17 protein-coding genes are annotated in these 16,708 nt (G+C 67.5%); 9 read left to right on the forward strand and 8 right to left on the reverse strand.

All coding sequences use genetic code 11. The features are described 5' to 3' along the window. Positions 1-2: 2 nt before the first annotated feature. The 3 genes from HKK74_RS06320 to HKK74_RS06330 all read right to left on the reverse strand — a co-directional run bounded on the left by HKK74_RS06320 (position 3) and on the right by HKK74_RS06330 (position 1,805). Positions 3-1,037 (reverse strand): hypothetical protein, encoded by a 1,035-nt coding sequence (locus tag HKK74_RS06320; RefSeq protein WP_187242124.1) that lies wholly within the window; start codon positions 1,035-1,037, stop codon positions 3-5. A 157-nt stretch (positions 1,038-1,194) separates the two neighbouring features. After that, entirely contained in the window at positions 1,195-1,386 is a 192-nt protein-coding gene (locus HKK74_RS06325; protein ID WP_187242125.1) for a helix-turn-helix domain-containing protein, read from the reverse strand. Further along, a complete protein-coding gene (locus HKK74_RS06330) occupies positions 1,383-1,805 on the reverse strand; it encodes an ATP-binding protein (RefSeq protein WP_187242126.1) in 423 nt (140 codons plus the stop codon). The genes HKK74_RS06325 and HKK74_RS06330 overlap by 4 nt, the downstream gene beginning before the upstream one ends. A gap of 391 nt (positions 1,806-2,196) precedes the next feature. Between HKK74_RS06330 and HKK74_RS06335 the strand changes: the two genes are divergently transcribed. From HKK74_RS06335 to HKK74_RS06345, 3 genes are all read left to right on the forward strand, one after another. After that, on the forward strand, positions 2,197-3,048 hold the full coding sequence (locus HKK74_RS06335) for a helix-turn-helix domain-containing protein (RefSeq protein WP_187242127.1): 852 nt from the start codon (positions 2,197-2,199) through the stop codon (positions 3,046-3,048). A gap of 26 nt (positions 3,049-3,074) precedes the next feature. Beyond that, positions 3,075-3,281 carry a DUF397 domain-containing protein gene (locus HKK74_RS06340; protein ID WP_187242128.1) on the forward strand — a complete coding sequence of 69 codons (207 nt, stop codon included), beginning with the start codon at positions 3,075-3,077 and terminating at the stop codon, positions 3,279-3,281. Between the two features lie 150 nt (positions 3,282-3,431). Next, the gene (locus HKK74_RS06345; protein WP_187242129.1) at positions 3,432-4,490 is read left to right on the forward strand and encodes a hypothetical protein; all 1,059 of its coding nucleotides are present in this window, start codon (positions 3,432-3,434) and stop codon (positions 4,488-4,490) included. Between the two features lie 413 nt (positions 4,491-4,903). Here the strand turns inward: HKK74_RS06345 and HKK74_RS06350 are convergent, their stop codons facing one another. The 4 genes from HKK74_RS06350 to HKK74_RS06365 form a co-directional block, all read right to left on the reverse strand. After that, the gene (locus HKK74_RS06350) at positions 4,904-6,001 is read right to left on the reverse strand and encodes an extracellular catalytic domain type 2 short-chain-length polyhydroxyalkanoate depolymerase (protein ID WP_187242130.1); all 1,098 of its coding nucleotides are present in this window, start codon (positions 5,999-6,001) and stop codon (positions 4,904-4,906) included. A 97-nt stretch (positions 6,002-6,098) separates the two neighbouring features. Beyond that, positions 6,099-7,499: a 3-hydroxybutyrate oligomer hydrolase family protein gene (locus HKK74_RS06355; RefSeq protein WP_187242131.1), complete on the reverse strand. Its 1,401-nt coding sequence runs from the start codon at positions 7,497-7,499 to the stop codon at positions 6,099-6,101. A 20-nt stretch (positions 7,500-7,519) separates the two neighbouring features. Next, entirely contained in the window at positions 7,520-8,152 is a 633-nt protein-coding gene (locus HKK74_RS06360; protein WP_187242132.1) for a CoA transferase subunit B, read from the reverse strand. After that, positions 8,152-8,979 carry a CoA transferase subunit A gene (locus HKK74_RS06365; protein ID WP_187242133.1) on the reverse strand — a complete coding sequence of 276 codons (828 nt, stop codon included), beginning with the start codon at positions 8,977-8,979 and terminating at the stop codon, positions 8,152-8,154. Before HKK74_RS06365 ends, HKK74_RS06360 begins: the two co-directional genes overlap by 1 nt. A gap of 276 nt (positions 8,980-9,255) precedes the next feature. Here HKK74_RS06365 and HKK74_RS06370 point away from each other — a divergent pair, with 276 nt between their 5' ends. The 5 genes from HKK74_RS06370 to HKK74_RS06390 are packed head-to-tail and all read left to right on the forward strand — an operon-like array spanning position 9,256 to position 13,843. Continuing rightward, positions 9,256-10,017: an ABC transporter ATP-binding protein gene (locus HKK74_RS06370; RefSeq protein ID WP_187242134.1), complete on the forward strand. Its 762-nt coding sequence runs from the start codon at positions 9,256-9,258 to the stop codon at positions 10,015-10,017. Further along, positions 10,004-10,699: an ABC transporter ATP-binding protein gene (locus tag HKK74_RS06375; protein WP_187242135.1), complete on the forward strand. Its 696-nt coding sequence runs from the start codon at positions 10,004-10,006 to the stop codon at positions 10,697-10,699. The genes HKK74_RS06370 and HKK74_RS06375 overlap by 14 nt, the downstream gene beginning before the upstream one ends. Positions 10,700-10,711: 12 nt before the next feature. Next, positions 10,712-11,950 carry an ABC transporter substrate-binding protein gene (locus tag HKK74_RS06380; RefSeq protein WP_187242136.1) on the forward strand — a complete coding sequence of 413 codons (1,239 nt, stop codon included), beginning with the start codon at positions 10,712-10,714 and terminating at the stop codon, positions 11,948-11,950. Positions 11,951-11,960: 10 nt separating this feature from the next. Further along, positions 11,961-12,821, forward strand: coding sequence for a branched-chain amino acid ABC transporter permease (locus tag HKK74_RS06385; protein ID WP_187242137.1), 861 nt, complete (start codon positions 11,961-11,963; stop codon positions 12,819-12,821). Beyond that, a complete protein-coding gene (locus HKK74_RS06390; RefSeq protein ID WP_222721937.1) occupies positions 12,818-13,843 on the forward strand; it encodes a branched-chain amino acid ABC transporter permease in 1,026 nt (341 codons plus the stop codon). The genes HKK74_RS06385 and HKK74_RS06390 overlap by 4 nt, the downstream gene beginning before the upstream one ends. A gap of 135 nt (positions 13,844-13,978) precedes the next feature. Here the strand turns inward: HKK74_RS06390 and HKK74_RS06395 are convergent, their stop codons facing one another. Next, positions 13,979-15,382, reverse strand: coding sequence for a hypothetical protein (locus HKK74_RS06395; RefSeq protein WP_222721938.1), 1,404 nt, complete (start codon positions 15,380-15,382; stop codon positions 13,979-13,981). Positions 15,383-15,739: 357 nt separating this feature from the next. Between HKK74_RS06395 and HKK74_RS06400 the strand changes: the two genes are divergently transcribed. Next, entirely contained in the window at positions 15,740-16,654 is a 915-nt protein-coding gene (locus tag HKK74_RS06400) for a zinc metalloprotease (RefSeq protein ID WP_222721939.1), read from the forward strand. Positions 16,655-16,708 lie beyond the last annotated feature (54 nt).

Raw genomic sequence — 16,708 nt, forward strand, 5'->3', positions numbered from 1 at the left:
ACTCATTCGATGGGTAGCCCTAGTGCCACAATTCGACTGCAATCTCTATCTGCCACATATAGCTGATTATTATGGATCAGCAACGCAGTGGGACGGCGTAGCGGAAATTCCTTGGCGATTCGGGTTTGCTGCTGAGGTTGCGGCGGAGGGGATGCCGTGCAGTCGCTTCCGGCACTGTTAAGGACAGCACGCACGGCCCCGTCTCGCCGGAGGTGCGTGATGTATCCCAAACCGGCCGCAGAGATACCGACCCATGCCCCCCCGCTGCCATCAGGGGCAAGCGACGTGGGGATGCTGTCGTGAGGGTCGTTTGTCGACCGGATCTTCCACGTTCGAATAACCGACCCATCATGCACTGCAACGACGGCAGCCTTGGTGGCTATCAGGAACGTTCCCTGACTCTGGCCTGCGACTGCGACTGCGACCTCAGCCTTCCCTTCTACTTGCATGGGAAGCTTGACTCGATCGAGTCTTGGTTTGCCGCTTAGTGAGAGTGTGTAAAGATGTCCGGCCGCCACGACGAGTGGGGCACCCTGACGGCCGCGGGCCAACTGCCCATATTCGGTGCCCATTTGTTGTGCCAGAGCACCTAGGTACTGCGCGGTGCCATCCTGCCGAACTACGCTCAGTCCGCCAACCCAATTCAGCATAAGGTAGTCATTATTCGGCAAGAGCAACGAAGAATGCGGAGTGCCTATAGTGTTGATCATTTTCTGCTGGGCGGTTTTAGATGGATAGGGCAGCGTTACTCCGTCAGCGTTGACCATGTTTATCGCTGATGCCTGGGATGCGCTGAGGAACAGGAGATCGCCGTTCTTCGTCGCATCCAAAGCAAGTGGTCGGCTGATGCCTGCGACCAACGCTTGCCCTCTATTGGTGCCTTCTCGCCCATTCCCGGCAACCGCGATCACTTCACCGGGCGAGGCCAACGGACGGCGGACCGGCGTTGGACTCGTCGCAGGGCTGCCGGAACCCGACGTACAGGCGGTGATCGCAGCAAGGCCGGTTCCGATGAGGGTGATGCTGATGCGGCGCACAGATCCGATAATGGCAGGGAGTCGCACGCTACGGAACAAGCGCGGTCGCACCCGATGCGGAACTGAGCCCGTCGTCCGGTCATCCGCTCACTGATCGATTGCGGCCTGCCAAGAGCCCATGCTGAGGTCAACGCGAAGTGCTGGCCCATCGGGAGGTTCAGCCGCCGACATTTCGTCGTTCTTGCTCCAAGAATCGCTCCACCGACTCCCGGTAGAAGCGCAGGCGGCCCGTTGGCGTGCGGGTGTACTCGATCAGTCCGCGTGATGCCCAGCCTACGACTGTCGAGCGGGCCACTTTGAAGATACGGGCGACGTCGAGTGTGGTCAGCAGGTCTGGCTCGTCGCTCATGCCATGAAGACCGCGGTGACGGTCCTGCCATGGGTGCTGCCATGCCAACCCCAGCTGGTCGCGTACGCGGCGACCGTATGAAGCCCACGGCCGCTCTCGGCGAAAGGCTCGGGCCGAGTCGGTTGCGGGTGGTCGGCTCCTCCTTGGTCGGTGACCGATACGGCCGCACCGTCGGGCCAGCTCCATATCTGGATGAGGACGAGCCCGCCGGGGCTGCCGGAGTGCGTGTGCCGGACGGCGTTCGCGAAAAGTTCGGCCAGGACCTGTATGAGGTCGTTCGTCAGGCTGCCGTCACCGAGCAGCACTGTCGCGAATTGCCGGACAAGGTGCGCCTGGTCCGGTCGGCCGGCGAACGACCGCCGCCAGCACATCGCGTCGGTCGGGATCGGGAGGTGGGTGGCGCTCGTGAGCGTCGTCATGTTCTGGCTCCTCTGCCATTAGAGGGGTCCGTGGCCCTGGACGGCCAGGCCGGTGAATCACCCCCAGGGCCACGGCGTCGAACCGGCGAGACGGAGCGAGGGGGAAGCCGTCCCGCCGGAGTATGGAGGTGATGTGCGGGACTACTCAGGGCTGTCCCGGCTCTTTCCCGGGGGTGGGCGTCGCCGATGTGGTGTCCCAGGCGGCCCGCCACAATGTCGTATTTTTGCTCTCTGTATTCATATGACCTCACTGCGCGATCCCTGTGCTGCTCAATAGTGCGGACGTATCGCTGCGAGCGCAAGCGGTACGCAGCGAAAAATTACGCTGCGTCTGATTGCCTGAGCGGATGGTGACCGACACACTGGTGACGGCATCGCTACGGGAGGTGACGTGAACGCGGATACGCCATCACTGCGACAGCGCTGGCTTGGAGCCAAGCTCGCTGAGCTTCGTCAGCAGGCCGACTTCACCCTGCTATCTGATGCGGCGGCGCAGGTCGGACGGTCCACGGCCTCGCTGAGTCGGATCGAGAACGGGGTCGTCTCCATTCCGCCTCGCGATGTCCCGCCGATCCTGGACGCGTATGGGGTTGAAGACCCCCGGCTCCGCGAGAGGCTGATGATTGTCGCAGCTGAGATCCAGCAGGAGCGTCGGGGTTGGTGGGTCGAACACGGAGACGTGCTTTCGCCGTCGTACATCGATCTGATCCGACTCGAGGCATCGGCACGGGAGATCTGGACTTATGAAGTCCAGATCGTACCTGGGCTCCTTCAGACGGACGCCTACGCGCGTGCTGCGGCATTGGCTTCTTGGGAGCCGAGCGCTGAACAGCTGGACGAATTCGTCGGAGTACGGATGAGCCGTAGGGCCGTTCTGACCCGAGATGAGCCGGCGATGCTTCGCGTTGTACTTGGTGAGGCGGCCCTTCGGAACCGTCTCGGTGGGCGAGATGCCTTCCGGGCTCAGCTTGCTCACCTGCGTGAGTGCGCCGGCCGGCCGAACATCTCCCTGCAGATCCTTCCGTTCACCGATCAGCCTCATCCAGGCATCTCAGGAGCTTTTACGGTTCTACGGTTGCCGAGCCTGGATGTGGCTCATGTTGAGCTGATGAGTAGCGACGCGTACATCGAGGATGAGGATGGCGTCCAACAGCATGTACAGGCCTTCGAGCGCCTCGCCAATCTGGCACTGCCTCCTTCGGCGTCGGAGGGACTCATCTCTGAGACGATCGATAAGCTCTGATTAGACGATTCGTCCGGAGGTGTCGTATGGACGGTAATCATCACTCGGAAGACGTCTGGCGTAAGAGCACACGGAGTGCCAGTCAGAGCAACTGCGTAGAGGTCGCCGGGCTCAAACGACGTTATGTAGGGGTTCGGGACTCAAAGGATCCCCACGGCGCCGTCCTGACCTTTGGTGACGGGACTTGGGGGGCCTTCCTGGCCCGGGTGAAGGACGGGTCACTCGACCTGTAACTGGTCACATCGCGGCTTCGTCACCCGGCGAACAGAAGACGATCAAGCATTGGGGCAGCCAGGGGTGCCGTAATGCTTGATCGAATCGCGGTTGTCCACATTTCATCCGCCGCTCCCCACACGCCCCGCTCGGGGTCGCACGATGGAGGGATGCTCGATGAGGTCCTGGCGCGGCAGGAAGGCGTGGTCGCCCGATGGCAGGCGCTGGCCTGTGGGCTGACCGTCGGAGCCCTCAAGGCCCGCGTCAACGGCGGTCGATGGCAGCGGATCTACCCCGGCGTCTACGCCGCCTTCAGCGGGCCGCCATCCCGCAGAGCCCTGCTGTGGGCCGCCGTCCTGCGTGCCGGACGGGACGCCGTGCTCAGTCACCACACGGCAGCGGAGCTGGACGGCCTCACCGAGGACGCCCGGCCGGAGGTCCACGTCACGATTCCCTCCGATCGTTGCGTGACGTTACGGCCCCTAGCGGCCGAGCGGGAGCGGTGGTCACCGCCGTCGATCCGCGTGCACTATTCCAGCCGGTTGGCGGCGGCCCGGCATCCGACGCGAGAGCCGCCACGCACGCGCATCGAGGAGACCGCCCTCGACCTCACCCAGATCGGCGCACGCGCGCGTCGCAATGCCCTGGGTGTTCACGACGAAGGCGCGAGTGACGGACAGGCGCCTCGCGGGCGCGGCCTCGACGAGGCGATCGCCTGGATGGCCACAGCGTGTCAGCGACGGCTCACGACGCCTGATCGACTACTGACCGCGATGTCACAACGTGGGTGGATGCAATGGCGGGCCGAGCTGACCTCCGCACTGTCGGAGGTGGGAGCCGGGGCGCACACCCTGCTGGAGCTGCGATATGTCCGGTACGTCGAACGGCCGCACGGGCTCCCTCGTGCGACCCGGCAGACCCGAGTCCGCAGGTCAGCGACAAGGAGCTCCTACCGCGACCTGGACTACCGCGACTACCGCACCGCCGTCGAGCTCGACGGATGGTTCACTCACCCCTTCGAGCTGCGATGGCTCGACATGGACCGGGACAACCTGACCGTCGCCCGCGGCGAGGCACCACTGCGCTTCGGATGGAGCCACGTGGTCGAAGCTCCATGCCGGGTCGCCGCCCTGGTCTCCTTCGTCCTCCGCCAGCGAGGCTGGACCGGTACCCCGAGGCGCTGCGGACCAGGCTGTGACGCACTCGACTACGACGCCTCCACCGGCTGACGATCAAGGATCGAAACACGCGAAGCTCCACAATCCTTGATCGTCAACAGCTCCAGGACCGCGCGCCGAGTGTCCCGATCTCCATCAACAGCAGGCGGGTCCCTCGAGGCGTCGGCGACCTGTCCAAGACGCGGACACGGTGCGGCACCCTCGCTGACGATCAAGGATCGGGGCAGCTCCAGGTACCCCGATCCTTGATCCAGTGCGAGCCCGCCCGACACCCGGCTGTCAAAGGATCGTGGTCGCCCCAGGTACGACGATGCTTGATCAAATGCGAACACGGGCGACCCGGCACCTCACAACGCGCCGAGCTCGATCGACGACGCGTCCACGCTCCACCGTCTGACCGGATGTCGATCAAGGATCGGGGCACCCCTGGGTGCCCCGATCCTTGATCGTCTCGCTCAAAACCGCTAGCCGCCCAGCGCCCGCACCATCGCGACGATGGCCTGCATCTGCCTGCCGGCCTTCACGTCATAGGACGTGTCGCCGCCGTAGCCCCACCAGTTCCAGCAGCCGTTGGGGTTGCCTCCCGTCCAGCTGGACGCGGTGGCCTGCGGATACAGGACGATCATGGCGTTGGTGTCGGCGTACTCGTTCAGATACGCCTTGTCCATGAACTTGTTGCCGATCGCTCCGTTCTCGAAGCCCTGCAAGCAGCCGTGCAGCGCCACCATGAGCTTGCAGCTCGTGCCCGCCGCGCAGCTCGCCGGCACGTACGCGAACCCGTTCGCGCCCATGCTGATCGAGCTCGCGCTGCCGCCCGGGGCGTAGGCGCTCTGCCCGAACTGCACGAGCCTGCCGTTCAGCGCCGACGCCGGCCCGGCGACCGAGCCGAACAGATGCGTCAGCATCGACCGCTGCGGGTCGTCGCCGCAGTTGTTGATGTACGGGGTGTAGCTCGCGTTGCAGGGGTTGGGGCCGATCGGGCTGACCCAGGCGTGTCCTGCCTGCGAGGTCTTGTTGTAGGAGACGCTCGAGCCGAGGTCGCCGTAGTACGCCGCGAGGGCGTCGTTCACCGACTCCTTCACCGTGGCGTCGCCCCGGCCGTGGTAGATCCACACCTTGTCGCCGCCGAGGTTGGCGACCGGGTCGATCAGACCCTGCTGGGCGCGGGTACGGGTGGTCTGCTCCAGGCCGGCGACGTTGATCGGGTAGAGGTTGTTCATGCAGGCCAGCTGCGCGGTGGTGAGGTTGCCCTGGGCGCATCCGTACGGCCCGGCGGTGAAGATCCCCGCGCCGCGGAACGTACCCGAGTAGGCCACGTGCAGTTGCGTCGCCATGTAGCCGCCGGAGGAGACCCCGGCCGCGTAGACGCCGCTGATGGTGTGCCTGGTGAGCGAGCCCGGAGTCGGCGGCGGCACCGCCGCCCCGGCCGGGCCGGCCCCGATCACGGTGCCGAGCCCGGTACCGGACAGTGCGTCGAGCCCGGGGGCCGGTACGGCACCGAGCCCGGTGAGCGTCAGGGCGGCGGCGAGGGTGGCCGCGGCACGGCGGAGTGCGGATCTCATGCTGACCTCTTCCTTTCGGGGTGGGTCCGCGAGATCGGCCGGTCGGCCCGGCCGGCGGAGCCCCTTCCCTCAGGGGTCCGCCGGACGGCCGGGCCGGTCAGCCGGTCAGCGAACAGGTGTTGGCGAGGTCCCCCGAGGTCGGTCGCGGCAGCGTGGCACTCGGCGGCGGCGTGCGACCGCCGGCCGTCCAGGTCTCGAGTGCGGTGAACGCCGACCGCATGCAGGGCAGGATCGGCCGCAGCCGGTCCGGATAAATGTCGTACAGGCCGTCGACGTGGTTGCCGGCCTCGATCCGGTAGTAGCGGTGCTGTTTCGCGCCGCCACGCTGCTTGATCATCTTGGCGTACAGGTCGGAGTCGGTGCCGATCGGCAAGAGCGTGTCGAAGGTGCCGTGCAGAGTGATGAGCGGCTTGCGGATCTTCCCGGTCAGCGCGATGCGCTCCACCGCGCGGCGCACCTCCTTCGGCCGGGAGGCGTAGTCGTAGTCGGCGTCGCACGCCGGGGTGCCGGGAGCGCAGAACGGGGTGCCGGCCTCGGTCGCGCCGTCGAACGTCGGGTCGAGCTCCTCGCGGTAGATCCGCTGGGTGAGGTCCCAGTAGACCTTGTGGTGGTAGTCCCACAGGAACTCCGACCCCGGCGCGAAGCCCGCCTTGAGCAGCTCCGCATGCGCCGCCGGGTCGCCCGTGGCGGCGTAGCGCGGGTAGGCCGCCAGGGCGTCCGGCAGGTAGGTGAGCAGGTTGGGCCCGTCGGCGCGCCACAGCGTGCCCTCGGAGTCGATGCCCCCGTCGTAGAGCCAGGGCCGGTTCTCGAGCTGCCACCGCACCAGATAACCGCCGTTGGAGATGCCGGCCGCGTACGTCTTCTTCGGCGTACGGCCGTAACGCTGGGCGACCAGGGCCTTGGCGGCCACGGTCAGCTGGGTGACGCGGTCGTTCCACTCCACCAGCGCGTCGCCAGGGCGGGTGCCGTCCCGGTAGAAGGCCGCGCCGCTGTTGCCCTTGTCAGTGGACGCGAAGGCGTAGCCCTTCGCCAAAGCCCAATCGGAGATGGTGAAGTCGTTGGCGTACTGGCGCCGCGTTCCCGGCGAGCCGGCGACGACGAGCCCGCCGTTCCAGTTGTCGGGCAGCCGGATCACGAACTGCGCGTCGTGGTTCCAGCCGTTGTTGGTGTTGAACGTCGAGGTGTCCGGGAAGTAGCCGTCGAGCTGGACGCCGGGCACGCCGGACGGGTTCTTCGCGCCCGCGGGGTGCAGGCCGGCCCAGTCGCCGGGCACGGTGTGGCCGGTCGCCGTGGTGCCGGCGGTGGTCAGGTCGTCGAGGCAGGCCGACACCTGCTTCTCCGCGCCGGGGACGGTGATGCGGTCGATGCGGGCACAGTGCCCGCCGGACCCATGAACCGTGGACCCGGAGGTCCCGGCGGTCGCGGACGCCGCCACGAGCGGCGACGTCCCGATCGCCAGCGCCGCCGCGACGGCGAGCGTTCTGCGAAGGGAGGGCATGGGGCTTCTCCTCGAGATCTTCAGCGGGTGATGAGGGTGGGTTCGGTCGCCTCGCGCACCTCGTCCTCGGTGACGCCTGGCGCGACCTCGCGCAGGACGAGGCCCTCGGGCGTCACGTCGATGACCGCGAGGTCGGTGATGATCTGGTCGACCACGCCGCGTCCGGTCAGCGGCAGTGAGCACTCATTGACGATCTTGTACGAGCCGTCACGCGCGAGGTGCTCCATCAGCACGATGACCCGTCCGGCGCCGTGCACGAGGTCCATGGCCCCGCCCATCCCCTTGATCATCTTTCCGGGGACCGTCCAGTTGGCGAGGTCGCCGGTACCGGAGACCTGCATGCCGCCGAGGATGGCCGCGTCGAGCCTCCCCCCGCGGATCAGGCCGAACGACAGGGCCGAGTCGAAGAACGACGCCCCCGCGAGGGCCGTCACCGTCTCCTTGCCCGCGTTGACGAGGTCGGGGTCCTCCTCGCCCTCGTACGGGTAGGGGCCGACCCCGAGGATGCCGTTCTCGCTGTGCAGCACAACCTCCACGCCGGGCGGCAGGAAGCCCGGCACGAGCGTCGGCAGCCCGATGCCCAGGTTGACGTACGAACCCGGGGTCAGCTCGCGGGCCGCGCGCGCGGCCATCTGCTCACGGGTGAGCGCCATCAGTGCACCTCCCGCACCGAAGCGCCGGACGCGTCGAACGCGTCGAACGCGTCAGAACCATCGGAACCGCCGGTGGAGGTGCCCGTGGGCCGGGGCCGTGTCGTCGCCTTTTCGATTCTCTTGGCCGGCCGGCCCACGGGCACGATTCGATCGACGAAGATCCCGGGCAGCTGGATCTCGTCGGGGCTCAGTTCGGTGACCTCTTCGACCTGGGCGATGGTGATCCGCCCGGCCATGGCGGCGAGCGGGTTGAAGTTGCGCGCCGAGGAGTGGAAGACGAGGTTGCCGTGCCGGTCGCCACGGGCGGCGTGCACCAGTGCGAAGTCGGTCGTGATGGCCTCGGCGAGCACGTACTCCCGGCCGCCGAACTCGCGTACCTCGCCCGGTGGGGAGGCGACCTCGACCGACCCGTCCGGCCCGTACCGCCAGGGCAGCCCGCCGTCGGCGATCTGGGTGCCGACCCCGGCGGGCGTGTAGAAGGCCGGGATGCCGCAGCCGCCGGCGCGCAGCCGCTCGGCCAGAGTGCCCTGCGGCACCAGCTCGACCTCGAGCTCGCCGGCGAGGTACTGCCGGGCGAACTCCTTGTTCTCACCCACGTACGAGCTGGTCATGCGGGTGATGCGGCCCTCGGCCAGCAGCACGCCGAGGCCCCAGTCGTCGACGCCGCAGTTGTTGGAGACCACCCGCAGGTCCGTGCGTCCGCTCTCGCGCACGGCCTCGATGAGCTCCATGGGCACGCCGCACAACCCGAAGCCGCCGACGGCGAGCGACGAGCCGTCGGAGATTTCGGCCACCGCCGCCGCGGGCGACGTCACCACTTTGTCCATACTTGTTCCGCCCCTGTTCCCGGAAAGCCAGTCGAGCCGGACCGTACGGAAACCGGCGGGCGTCTTCCTACGTGGCCGACCCACATATCGACGGGTCACGAGATGTGGCGGCGACTCCGCCGGATCTTGGTGTGGGCCGCACCTGTAGATGAAACATCGAATATGTGTTGTCATCACATGGCCCGGTCGTCGGCGGCCACCTAGCGTTCCCCGACAACCACCCCGGTGCTCGTTTCGTAATCACCGGGTCACCCCCATGAAATGGCAGGAGGGCGCATGACGACGGCCCCCATCTTGACGGCCCGGGGTCTGGCGAAGGAGTTCCGCGGCTTCCGGGCCGTCGACGGTGTGGACCTCGACGTGGCCGAAGGCAAGGTGCACGCGCTCGTCGGCCCGAACGGCGCCGGCAAGACCACACTGTTCAACCTGCTGACCGGCTTCCTCAAGCCCACGACCGGCCGGATCACCGTGGGCGGGCGGGATCTCACCGGCAAGAACCCCGAACAGGTGGCGCGGCACGGCGTGGCCCGCTCGTTCCAGATCACGAGCCTCTTCCCGCAGATGTCCGCGCGCGGGCACCTGGAGCTCGCGCTGGCGAGTCCCACCCCGCTGGGCTGGCGGTTCTGGCGGTCCGACCGGCTGCTGGCCCGCTACCGCGACCGCGCGCTGGAGCTGCTCGACCAGGTCGGGCTCGCCGATCACGCCGAGATGCCCGCGGGCAACCTGGCGTACGGCCGCAAGCGCGCTCTCGAACTCGCCCTCGCCCTCGCGCTCGACCCCAAGGTGCTGCTGCTGGACGAGCCGACCGCCGGGATGGGCCTGGAGGACGTCGACCGCACGGTACGGCTGATCCAGCAGGTCAGAGAGGGCCGGACGGTCGTGCTCGTGGAGCACAACATGAAGGTCGTCTCGAGCCTCGCCGACCAGGTGACGGTCCTGCAGCACGGCCAGGTCCTGGTCGAGGGCCCCTACGCCGAGATCCGCCACGACCCCCGTGTGATCAGCGCCTACCTGGGAGACGCCGATGTTGCGCATTGACGGTCTGTCCGCCTGGTACGGCGAGGCGCAGGTGCTGCGTGATGTGTCGCTCGAGGTCGCCAAGGGCGAGATCGTCACGCTCGTGGGCCGCAACGGCGCCGGTAAGACGACGCTGCTGCGCAATGTCATGGGCCTGCACGAGGGCCGGTCGTCGGGCGTCGTCGAATTCCTCGGCGACGACGTCTCCGGCCACGCCGCGCACCGCAGGGCCAAGCGCGGGCTCGGTTACGTGCCCGACGACCGCGGCATCTACGCGACGCTCAGCGTGGAGGAGAACCTCACCCTGCCCCCCGCGGTCGGCCCGGACCCGTGGTCACTGGACAAGGTGTACGAGACCTTCCCGCGCCTGCGCGAGCGCCGCCGGTCTCCCGGCACCAAGCTGTCCGGCGGCGAGCAGCAGATGCTCGCCCTCGCGCGCGTCCTGCGGATGGGCGCGCGGCTCCTGCTGTGCGATGAGCCGACCGAGGGCCTGTCCCCGCTCATCGTCCAGCAGATCGGTTCCATTCTGCGCGATGTCAAGTCGCAGGGCGTGACGGTCCTGCTCATCGAGCAGAACGTGCACTTCGCCCAGACGGTGGCCGACCGGCATTACCTGCTGGCCGAAGGCCGGATCGTCGAGACCTTGGAGAACTCCGAGGTACGCGCCCGCGAGAACGAGCTTCTCGAATACCTGGGAATCTGAAGGAGAGCCAACATGAAACGCATTGGTCAGGCGGCCGCGGTAGCGGTGACGGGAGCGGTGCTCGCGGCCTGCGGTGGAGGACCCGGCGGAGGCGGCGGCAAGATCAGCGACGACAAGGTCGTGCTGGCGGTTCTGAACGACCAGTCGGCGATCTACGCCGACCTGTCCGGCAAAGCCAGCATCGAGTCGGTCAAGATGGCGGTCGCCGACTACAAGGCGAAGTACGGCGACAAGGCCGCCGCCAAGGAAATCGAAGTCGTCACGGCCGACCACCAGAACAAGCCGGACGTCGCCAACTCCAAGGCCCAGGAACTGTACGACCGGCAGCGCGCCGACATCATCCTCGACGTCCCGAACTCCGCGGCCGCCCTCGCCGTGGCCAACGTTGCGAAGTCGAAGAAGAAAGTGTTCATGAACATCGGCGCGGCCACCACGGCCCTCGAGGGCGCCAGCTGCAACAAGTACACCTTCCACTACGGCTACAACACGTACATGCTCGCCCAGGGCACCGGTGACGCCGTCACCAAGGACGGCGGCAAGAACTGGTACCTCGTCTACCCGGACTACGCGTTCGGGCAGGACATGCAGAAGAGCTTCACCTCGGCGATCACCAAGGCCGGCGGCAAGATCGTCAAGGCCGACCCGACGCCGTTCCCGAACGACAACTTCTCGACGTTCCTGCTGAAGGCCCCCGGACTGAGCCCGAAGCCCCAGGTGCTCGGCGCCATGCAGGCCGGCGGTGACCTGGTCAACCTGGTGAAGCAGTACAACGAGTACAAGCTGAAGGACAAGGGCATCGACCTGGCCGTCGGGCTCATGTTCATCACCGACATCCACTCGCTCGGTTCGGACGCGCTGGCCGGCACCAAGTTCAGCGAGGCGTGGTTCTGGAACGCCAACCCGGAGAACCGCGCCTGGGCGGACAAGTTCCAGGCCAAGACGAACAAGCGGCCCAGCTTCGCGCACGCCGCCAACTACTCCGCGGCGACGCAGTACCTCGAGGCGCTCCAGCGCGGCGGCACCGACAACGCCGACGAGATCGTGAAGAACCTCGAGGGCCAGAAGGTCAACGACGTGTTCGCCAAGAACGGGACCATCCGCGCCCAGGACCACCTGCTCCTGCACGACGCCTACCTCGCCGAGGTCAAGCCGGCCAGTGAGGTCAAGGAGCCCTGGGACTACGAGAAGATCCTGAAGACCATCCCGGCGGACCAGGCCTTCCAGCCCGCCAACCCCGCCTGCAAGTTCTAAAGAGGTCCATGTGCTGCAACAGGCCTTCAACGGCCTGGTGGGCGGCGCCTTCTACGCGCTGCTCGCCCTGGGCCTGTCCGTCATCTTCGGCATGCTCGGCGTGGTCAACTTCGCCCACGGGGCCTTCTACATGCTCGGCGCGTTCACCTCGTACGTCCTGCTGGACTCCTACGGTGTGAACTTCTGGGCGGCGCTCGTGGTGGTGCCGGTCGCGCTGGGCGTGGTCGGGATCGTGCTGGAGCGGCTCTTCATCCGGCGGCTGACCCCGCTGGACCCGCTGTACAACTTCCTGTTCACGTTCGGGCTCACGCTCATCCTGCAGGACCTGGTGAAGCGCGAGTACGGCGTGCAGTCCCAGCCGTATCCGCGGCCGTCGGCGCTGTCCGGCACGCTCGACCTCGGGCTCTTCACCTACCCGGCCTACCAGGTGTTCGTCCTCGGTGTGTCGGTGCTGGTCTGCCTGCTGGTGTGGTTCGTGCTGGTCCGTACGAGGGTCGGGATGGTCGTGCGGGCCGCGACCGAGCGGCCGGAGCTGACGCGGGCCCTGGGCATCGACGTCGGCCGGTGGGTGACCCCCGTGTTCGGCTTCGGCATCGCCCTGGCCGGGCTGGCGGGGGTCCTCGCCGCCCCGATGCGGGCGGTCAACCCGCTCATGGGGGCCGATCTGATCATCGTGGTCTTCGCGGTCGTGGTGATCGGCGGGCTCGGGTCGCTGTTCGGCTCGGTCGCCGCCGGCTTCACGATCGGGCTGGTCTCGGCGCTGGGCAACTACTACGTTCCGGCGCTGTCGCAGACGCTGGTGTTCATCCTCATGGCGGCCGTGCTGCTGTGGCGGCCCGCCGGTCTGTTCGGACGAGAGGAAGCGCTGTGATTCTGCGTCTGCTGGCCGGCTCGGCGCGGGGCAGGTTGCTGCTGGCCATAGGGCTCTTCCTGGCGCTGGCGCTGCCCTGGATGATCTATCCGCCGATCGCGATGGACATCGCCTGCTGGGCGCTGTTCGCCGTGTCCGTGGACCTGCTGCTCGGGTTCACCGGGCTGCTGTCCTTCGGGCACGCGGCGTTCTGGGGCAGCTCCGCGTACGTGTCCGGGCTGCTCGCGGTGCACGTCGGCCTGCCGTTCCCGGTGGCGGTGCTCGGCGGGGCGCTGTTCGCGGCGGTGATCGCGGTGCCGATCGGCTATCTCGCGGTACGGCTGAGCGGCATCTACTTCGCCATGGTCACCCTGGCGTTCGCCCAGATGATCTATTTCATCGCCAACCAGTGGCGCGATGTCACCGGCGGTGAGAACGGGTTGCAGGGCATCCCCCGCGAGATGTTCGGGGTCGACCTGTCGGACTCGTTCGTCTTCTACTACGTGGGGTTGCCGATCGTCCTGCTCGGCCTGCTGCTGGCCTGGCGGATCGTACGGTCGCCGTTCGGTCGGGTGCTCGTGTCCATCCGCGACAACCCGTCGCGGGCCCGGGCGCTCGGTTACCCGGTCGACCGTTACCGGCTGCTGTCGTTCGTGCTGTCGGCGTTCCTCGCCGGGCTGGCCGGCGGGTTGTTCGCCATCAGCCACGGGTTCGCCTCGCTCCAGGAGGTCTACTGGACCACCTCGGGGAACGCCGTGATGATGGTCGTGCTCGGCGGCATCGGCACCCTCTGGGGCGGTGTGATCGGCGCGGCGCTGGTGGTCCAGCTCAACGACTATCTGTCGACGTCCGAGTTCGATGGGATCGGCATCGTCACCGGCAGCATCTTCATCGTCATCGTGCTGGTGTTCCGCAAGGGGATCTGGGGCACCGCCCGCGACCTCCTGGCCCCACGCCTGAAGCGCAAGAGACCCGGCGGCGCGAAGTCGCCGGGCGACGATCCCGCGCCCGCCCCCGCACCAGACGTCAACGCCCCCGCCTGAGGGCCGGCGCCCGGGTGCCGGGATCCGGCCGGATCCGCGGGTGCGTCGTTCGGCGGATGCGCCGGCGTCGTGACGCGAACGAGCCTCTGGAGCACTGCCACGGCCGTGCTCCAGAGGCTCACGCGTTCGGTGGCGTTAATTCTTCGGTGTGTAGAGGCGGATGTCGGTCAGGCTGGCGCTGCCCTCGTACACGTTGGTGTAGAGGTCACCGATGACGAAGTAGTCCGGGTAGCCGGAGCCGGCCGGCCACTGGTCGGGCCACTCGCGGCTGCCGTTCTTGCCGTTCTGCACGAGCGTGTTGTTGAAGCGGCCGTCGTACTCGTCCGGCGTCTGGTTGTAGTGCCAGATCGGCGCGTTGCCGACGATGAAGGGCCGGTGGAACCGCAGCGTCGTCTGACCGACGCGGGCGAAGTTGCCGCTGGTCTCGAGCGTGTAGCCGGTCGCGTCCCGCTCGATGGCGAACGTGTAGTCCTGGTTCGGCATGAGCTCGGGCTGCAGCTCGGCCGCCGATGAGAGCTTCTGCTCGGCCACGCCGCCCGAGCAGCTGGTCATGAACCACTGGGAGTTGCCGGTTATCCCGCCGAACCTCCAGTTCGGCAGGCCGCTGATCCACATGTTGACGGTGTTGAAGTTGCTGTCCTTGTAGTCGTAGTACTCCCCGGTGTCGGAGTTGCAGACCCGGCCGCCGGTGCCGCTGCCGACCCGGTCGGGGTGCTGGGAGAACGCGTCCATCAGCACCTTGCGGCGGTAGTGCCAGAAGTGGTTGTTGCGCGGCGCGGGGTCGGCGAAGTCCACGATCGACATGTAGTGGAACCCGTTGTAGCCGTACGGTCCCTCCCGTACGTCCTGCCAGTCGCAGTACGGCGAGGACGCGTCGCCGTTCCAGCCCGGGGTGCCCGACCCCTCACCCCACGGGTGCTGGGTCTTGCAGCCCTCCTTGCTGTAGCCGTTGATCCGGCCGTCGTACTCGATGGACCCGTTGCGCTTGCCGCCGAAGTCGAGGGTCTTCAGCTTGTACTCGACGCGGTACTTCTGCGGCAGCTTGTTCGTCGGCCGGAAGATGGCGCCGCCCGTGTGGTCGGGCACGTTCAGCTCCGCCACGTTCCCGCCGCTCGGCAGCTTCTTGGTGGTGATGGACGGCGGAGCCTCGATCTGGCCGTCCTTGTTCCAGTCCCGCGCCGACAGCGAGGCGGTCAGCCAGCCGTCCTTGCCGACCTGGAACTCCTTGCGGTACGTGGCGAACGAGTTGAGCGCGGTCTTCCAGGCCGGCCCGTAGTCGTTGCGGTACGCCTCGCCGGCGTCGTCCATGACGGTGTCGAACGGGTCGTCGTAGGCGTCCCTGGCCCATGGGGCGCCGGCGCCGGCCAGCGGCTTCGAGAAGTCCTCCGAGTAGAGCAGCTTCCAGCCCGCCCGTTGGGACGGGCCGTCCCGGTCCGCGCTCGCCGACGTGCCGGTGCCCAGTGTCGTGGCGGCGACCGCGCACGTCGCCAGCAGCGCGAGCGCGGTCTTTCGCCTGGTCGGGATGACTCTCCTGTACATCATGCTCCCTGGGGGTGGTGTGAGTACGGACTCGGCTACAGGGGGAGAGGCGGTCGGCGGCGTTCCATGTAACAGAACGCCGTCTCGCCTCACAGAATTGATCGACGGTAAGTCGAGAGAGTCGAAGCTGTCAATGGTGGAAATCGCGGCTGCCCGGCCTGCTGGACGGCCGCCACGACGTACGCCGGGTTCCGCGTACGGCTCGCCGTCCCATCGATGATCGACGCCTGACCGGCGGATCACGTCCTGACTGCTTTGTTGATGTTTGCCGTTGTCGCCCTTTACTACCGGAATGTACTCAGGGCGGAGGAACCTCCGTGCCCCGCGGAGACCCGCTCCGAACCCCCGAGGAGTTCCGTGAACCGAGTTCGAATGCTGGCCGCGCTTGGCACGATCGCGGCCGCCGTGACGTACGCCCCCGCGACCGCGCCCGCCCTCGCCGCATCGCCCGCCGCCAAGGTCACCTCGCCCTTGTGCGACACCCACACGACCGAGAACGCCCGGGTTCGCGCGGGCGCGCACGCGGTGGAGCGCAACCAACCCACCCAGGCGCAGAGCGCGGCCATGGAGAAGGACTTCCGTGACCGGCTGAGTCGCACGAGGACCTCAGGAGCGGTCACCGCCGCAGCCATCACCGTACGGGTGCACTTCCACGTCATCACCAACGGCACGGTGGGCAACGTGCCGGACACCACGCTGAACACGCAGCTCACCGTGCTCAACCAGGCCTTCGCGAGCAGCGGCGTGAGCTTTGAGCTGGCCCAGATCAAGCGCACCAGCAACCCGGCGTGGTTCAGCGACCCGGCGGGCAACGAGGTGGCGATGAAGACCGCGCTGCACGTGGGCGGCGCTCAGGACCTGAACTTCTACACCGCCGACCTCGGCGCCAGCCTGCTCGGCTGGGCTACGTTCCCGAGCTCGTACGCGCGGTCGCCCGGGATGGACGGCGTGGTGGTGCACTATCAGAGCCTTCCGGGCGGCGCGATCGCCAACTACAACGAGGGCGACACCGCGACGCACGAGGTGGGCCACTGGATGGGGCTCTACCACACCTTCCAGGGCGGCTGTAACCCCACCGGAGACTCCGTGAGCGACACCCCGGCCGAGAAGAGCCCCGCCTCCGGGTGCCCGGCGGGACGCGACACCTGCAAGACCGCGGGCGTCGACCCGATCCACAACTTCATGGACTACTCCTACGACTCGTGCATGTACGAGTTCACGCCCGGACAGAACACCCGGATGCAGCAGCAGTGGGCGGTCTACCGGGCCTGACGGTGCGAGGTCCCGGTCGACCCGTCCGGCGGACGCAGTGCGCGGGACGCGGCG

Origin of the sequence: Actinomadura alba, assembly GCF_014323705.1 — a bacterium.
Lineage (GTDB): Bacteria > Actinomycetota > Actinomycetes > Streptosporangiales > Streptosporangiaceae > Actinomadura_C > Actinomadura_C alba.

Coding starts and splice junctions, on each gene's coding strand:
- HKK74_RS06375 (WP_187242135.1), top strand. CDS start 10,004: ATGTTGCGCATTGACGGTCTGTCCGCCTGGTACGGCGAGGCGCAGGTG.
- HKK74_RS06370 (WP_187242134.1), top strand. CDS start 9,256: ATGACGACGGCCCCCATCTTGACGGCCCGGGGTCTGGCGAAGGAGTTC.
- HKK74_RS06340 (WP_187242128.1), top strand. CDS start 3,075: ATGGACGGTAATCATCACTCGGAAGACGTCTGGCGTAAGAGCACACGG.
- HKK74_RS06345 (WP_187242129.1), top strand. CDS start 3,432: ATGCTCGATGAGGTCCTGGCGCGGCAGGAAGGCGTGGTCGCCCGATGG.
- HKK74_RS06330 (WP_187242126.1), bottom strand. CDS start 1,805: ATGACGACGCTCACGAGCGCCACCCACCTCCCGATCCCGACCGACGCG.
- HKK74_RS06365 (WP_187242133.1), bottom strand. CDS start 8,979: ATGGACAAAGTGGTGACGTCGCCCGCGGCGGCGGTGGCCGAAATCTCC.
- HKK74_RS06355 (WP_187242131.1), bottom strand. CDS start 7,499: ATGCCCTCCCTTCGCAGAACGCTCGCCGTCGCGGCGGCGCTGGCGATC.
- HKK74_RS06395 (WP_222721938.1), bottom strand. CDS start 15,382: ATGTACAGGAGAGTCATCCCGACCAGGCGAAAGACCGCGCTCGCGCTG.
- HKK74_RS06360 (WP_187242132.1), bottom strand. CDS start 8,152: ATGGCGCTCACCCGTGAGCAGATGGCCGCGCGCGCGGCCCGCGAGCTG.
- HKK74_RS06380 (WP_187242136.1), top strand. CDS start 10,712: ATGAAACGCATTGGTCAGGCGGCCGCGGTAGCGGTGACGGGAGCGGTG.
- HKK74_RS06325 (WP_187242125.1), bottom strand. CDS start 1,386: ATGAGCGACGAGCCAGACCTGCTGACCACACTCGACGTCGCCCGTATC.
- HKK74_RS06350 (WP_187242130.1), bottom strand. CDS start 6,001: ATGAGATCCGCACTCCGCCGTGCCGCGGCCACCCTCGCCGCCGCCCTG.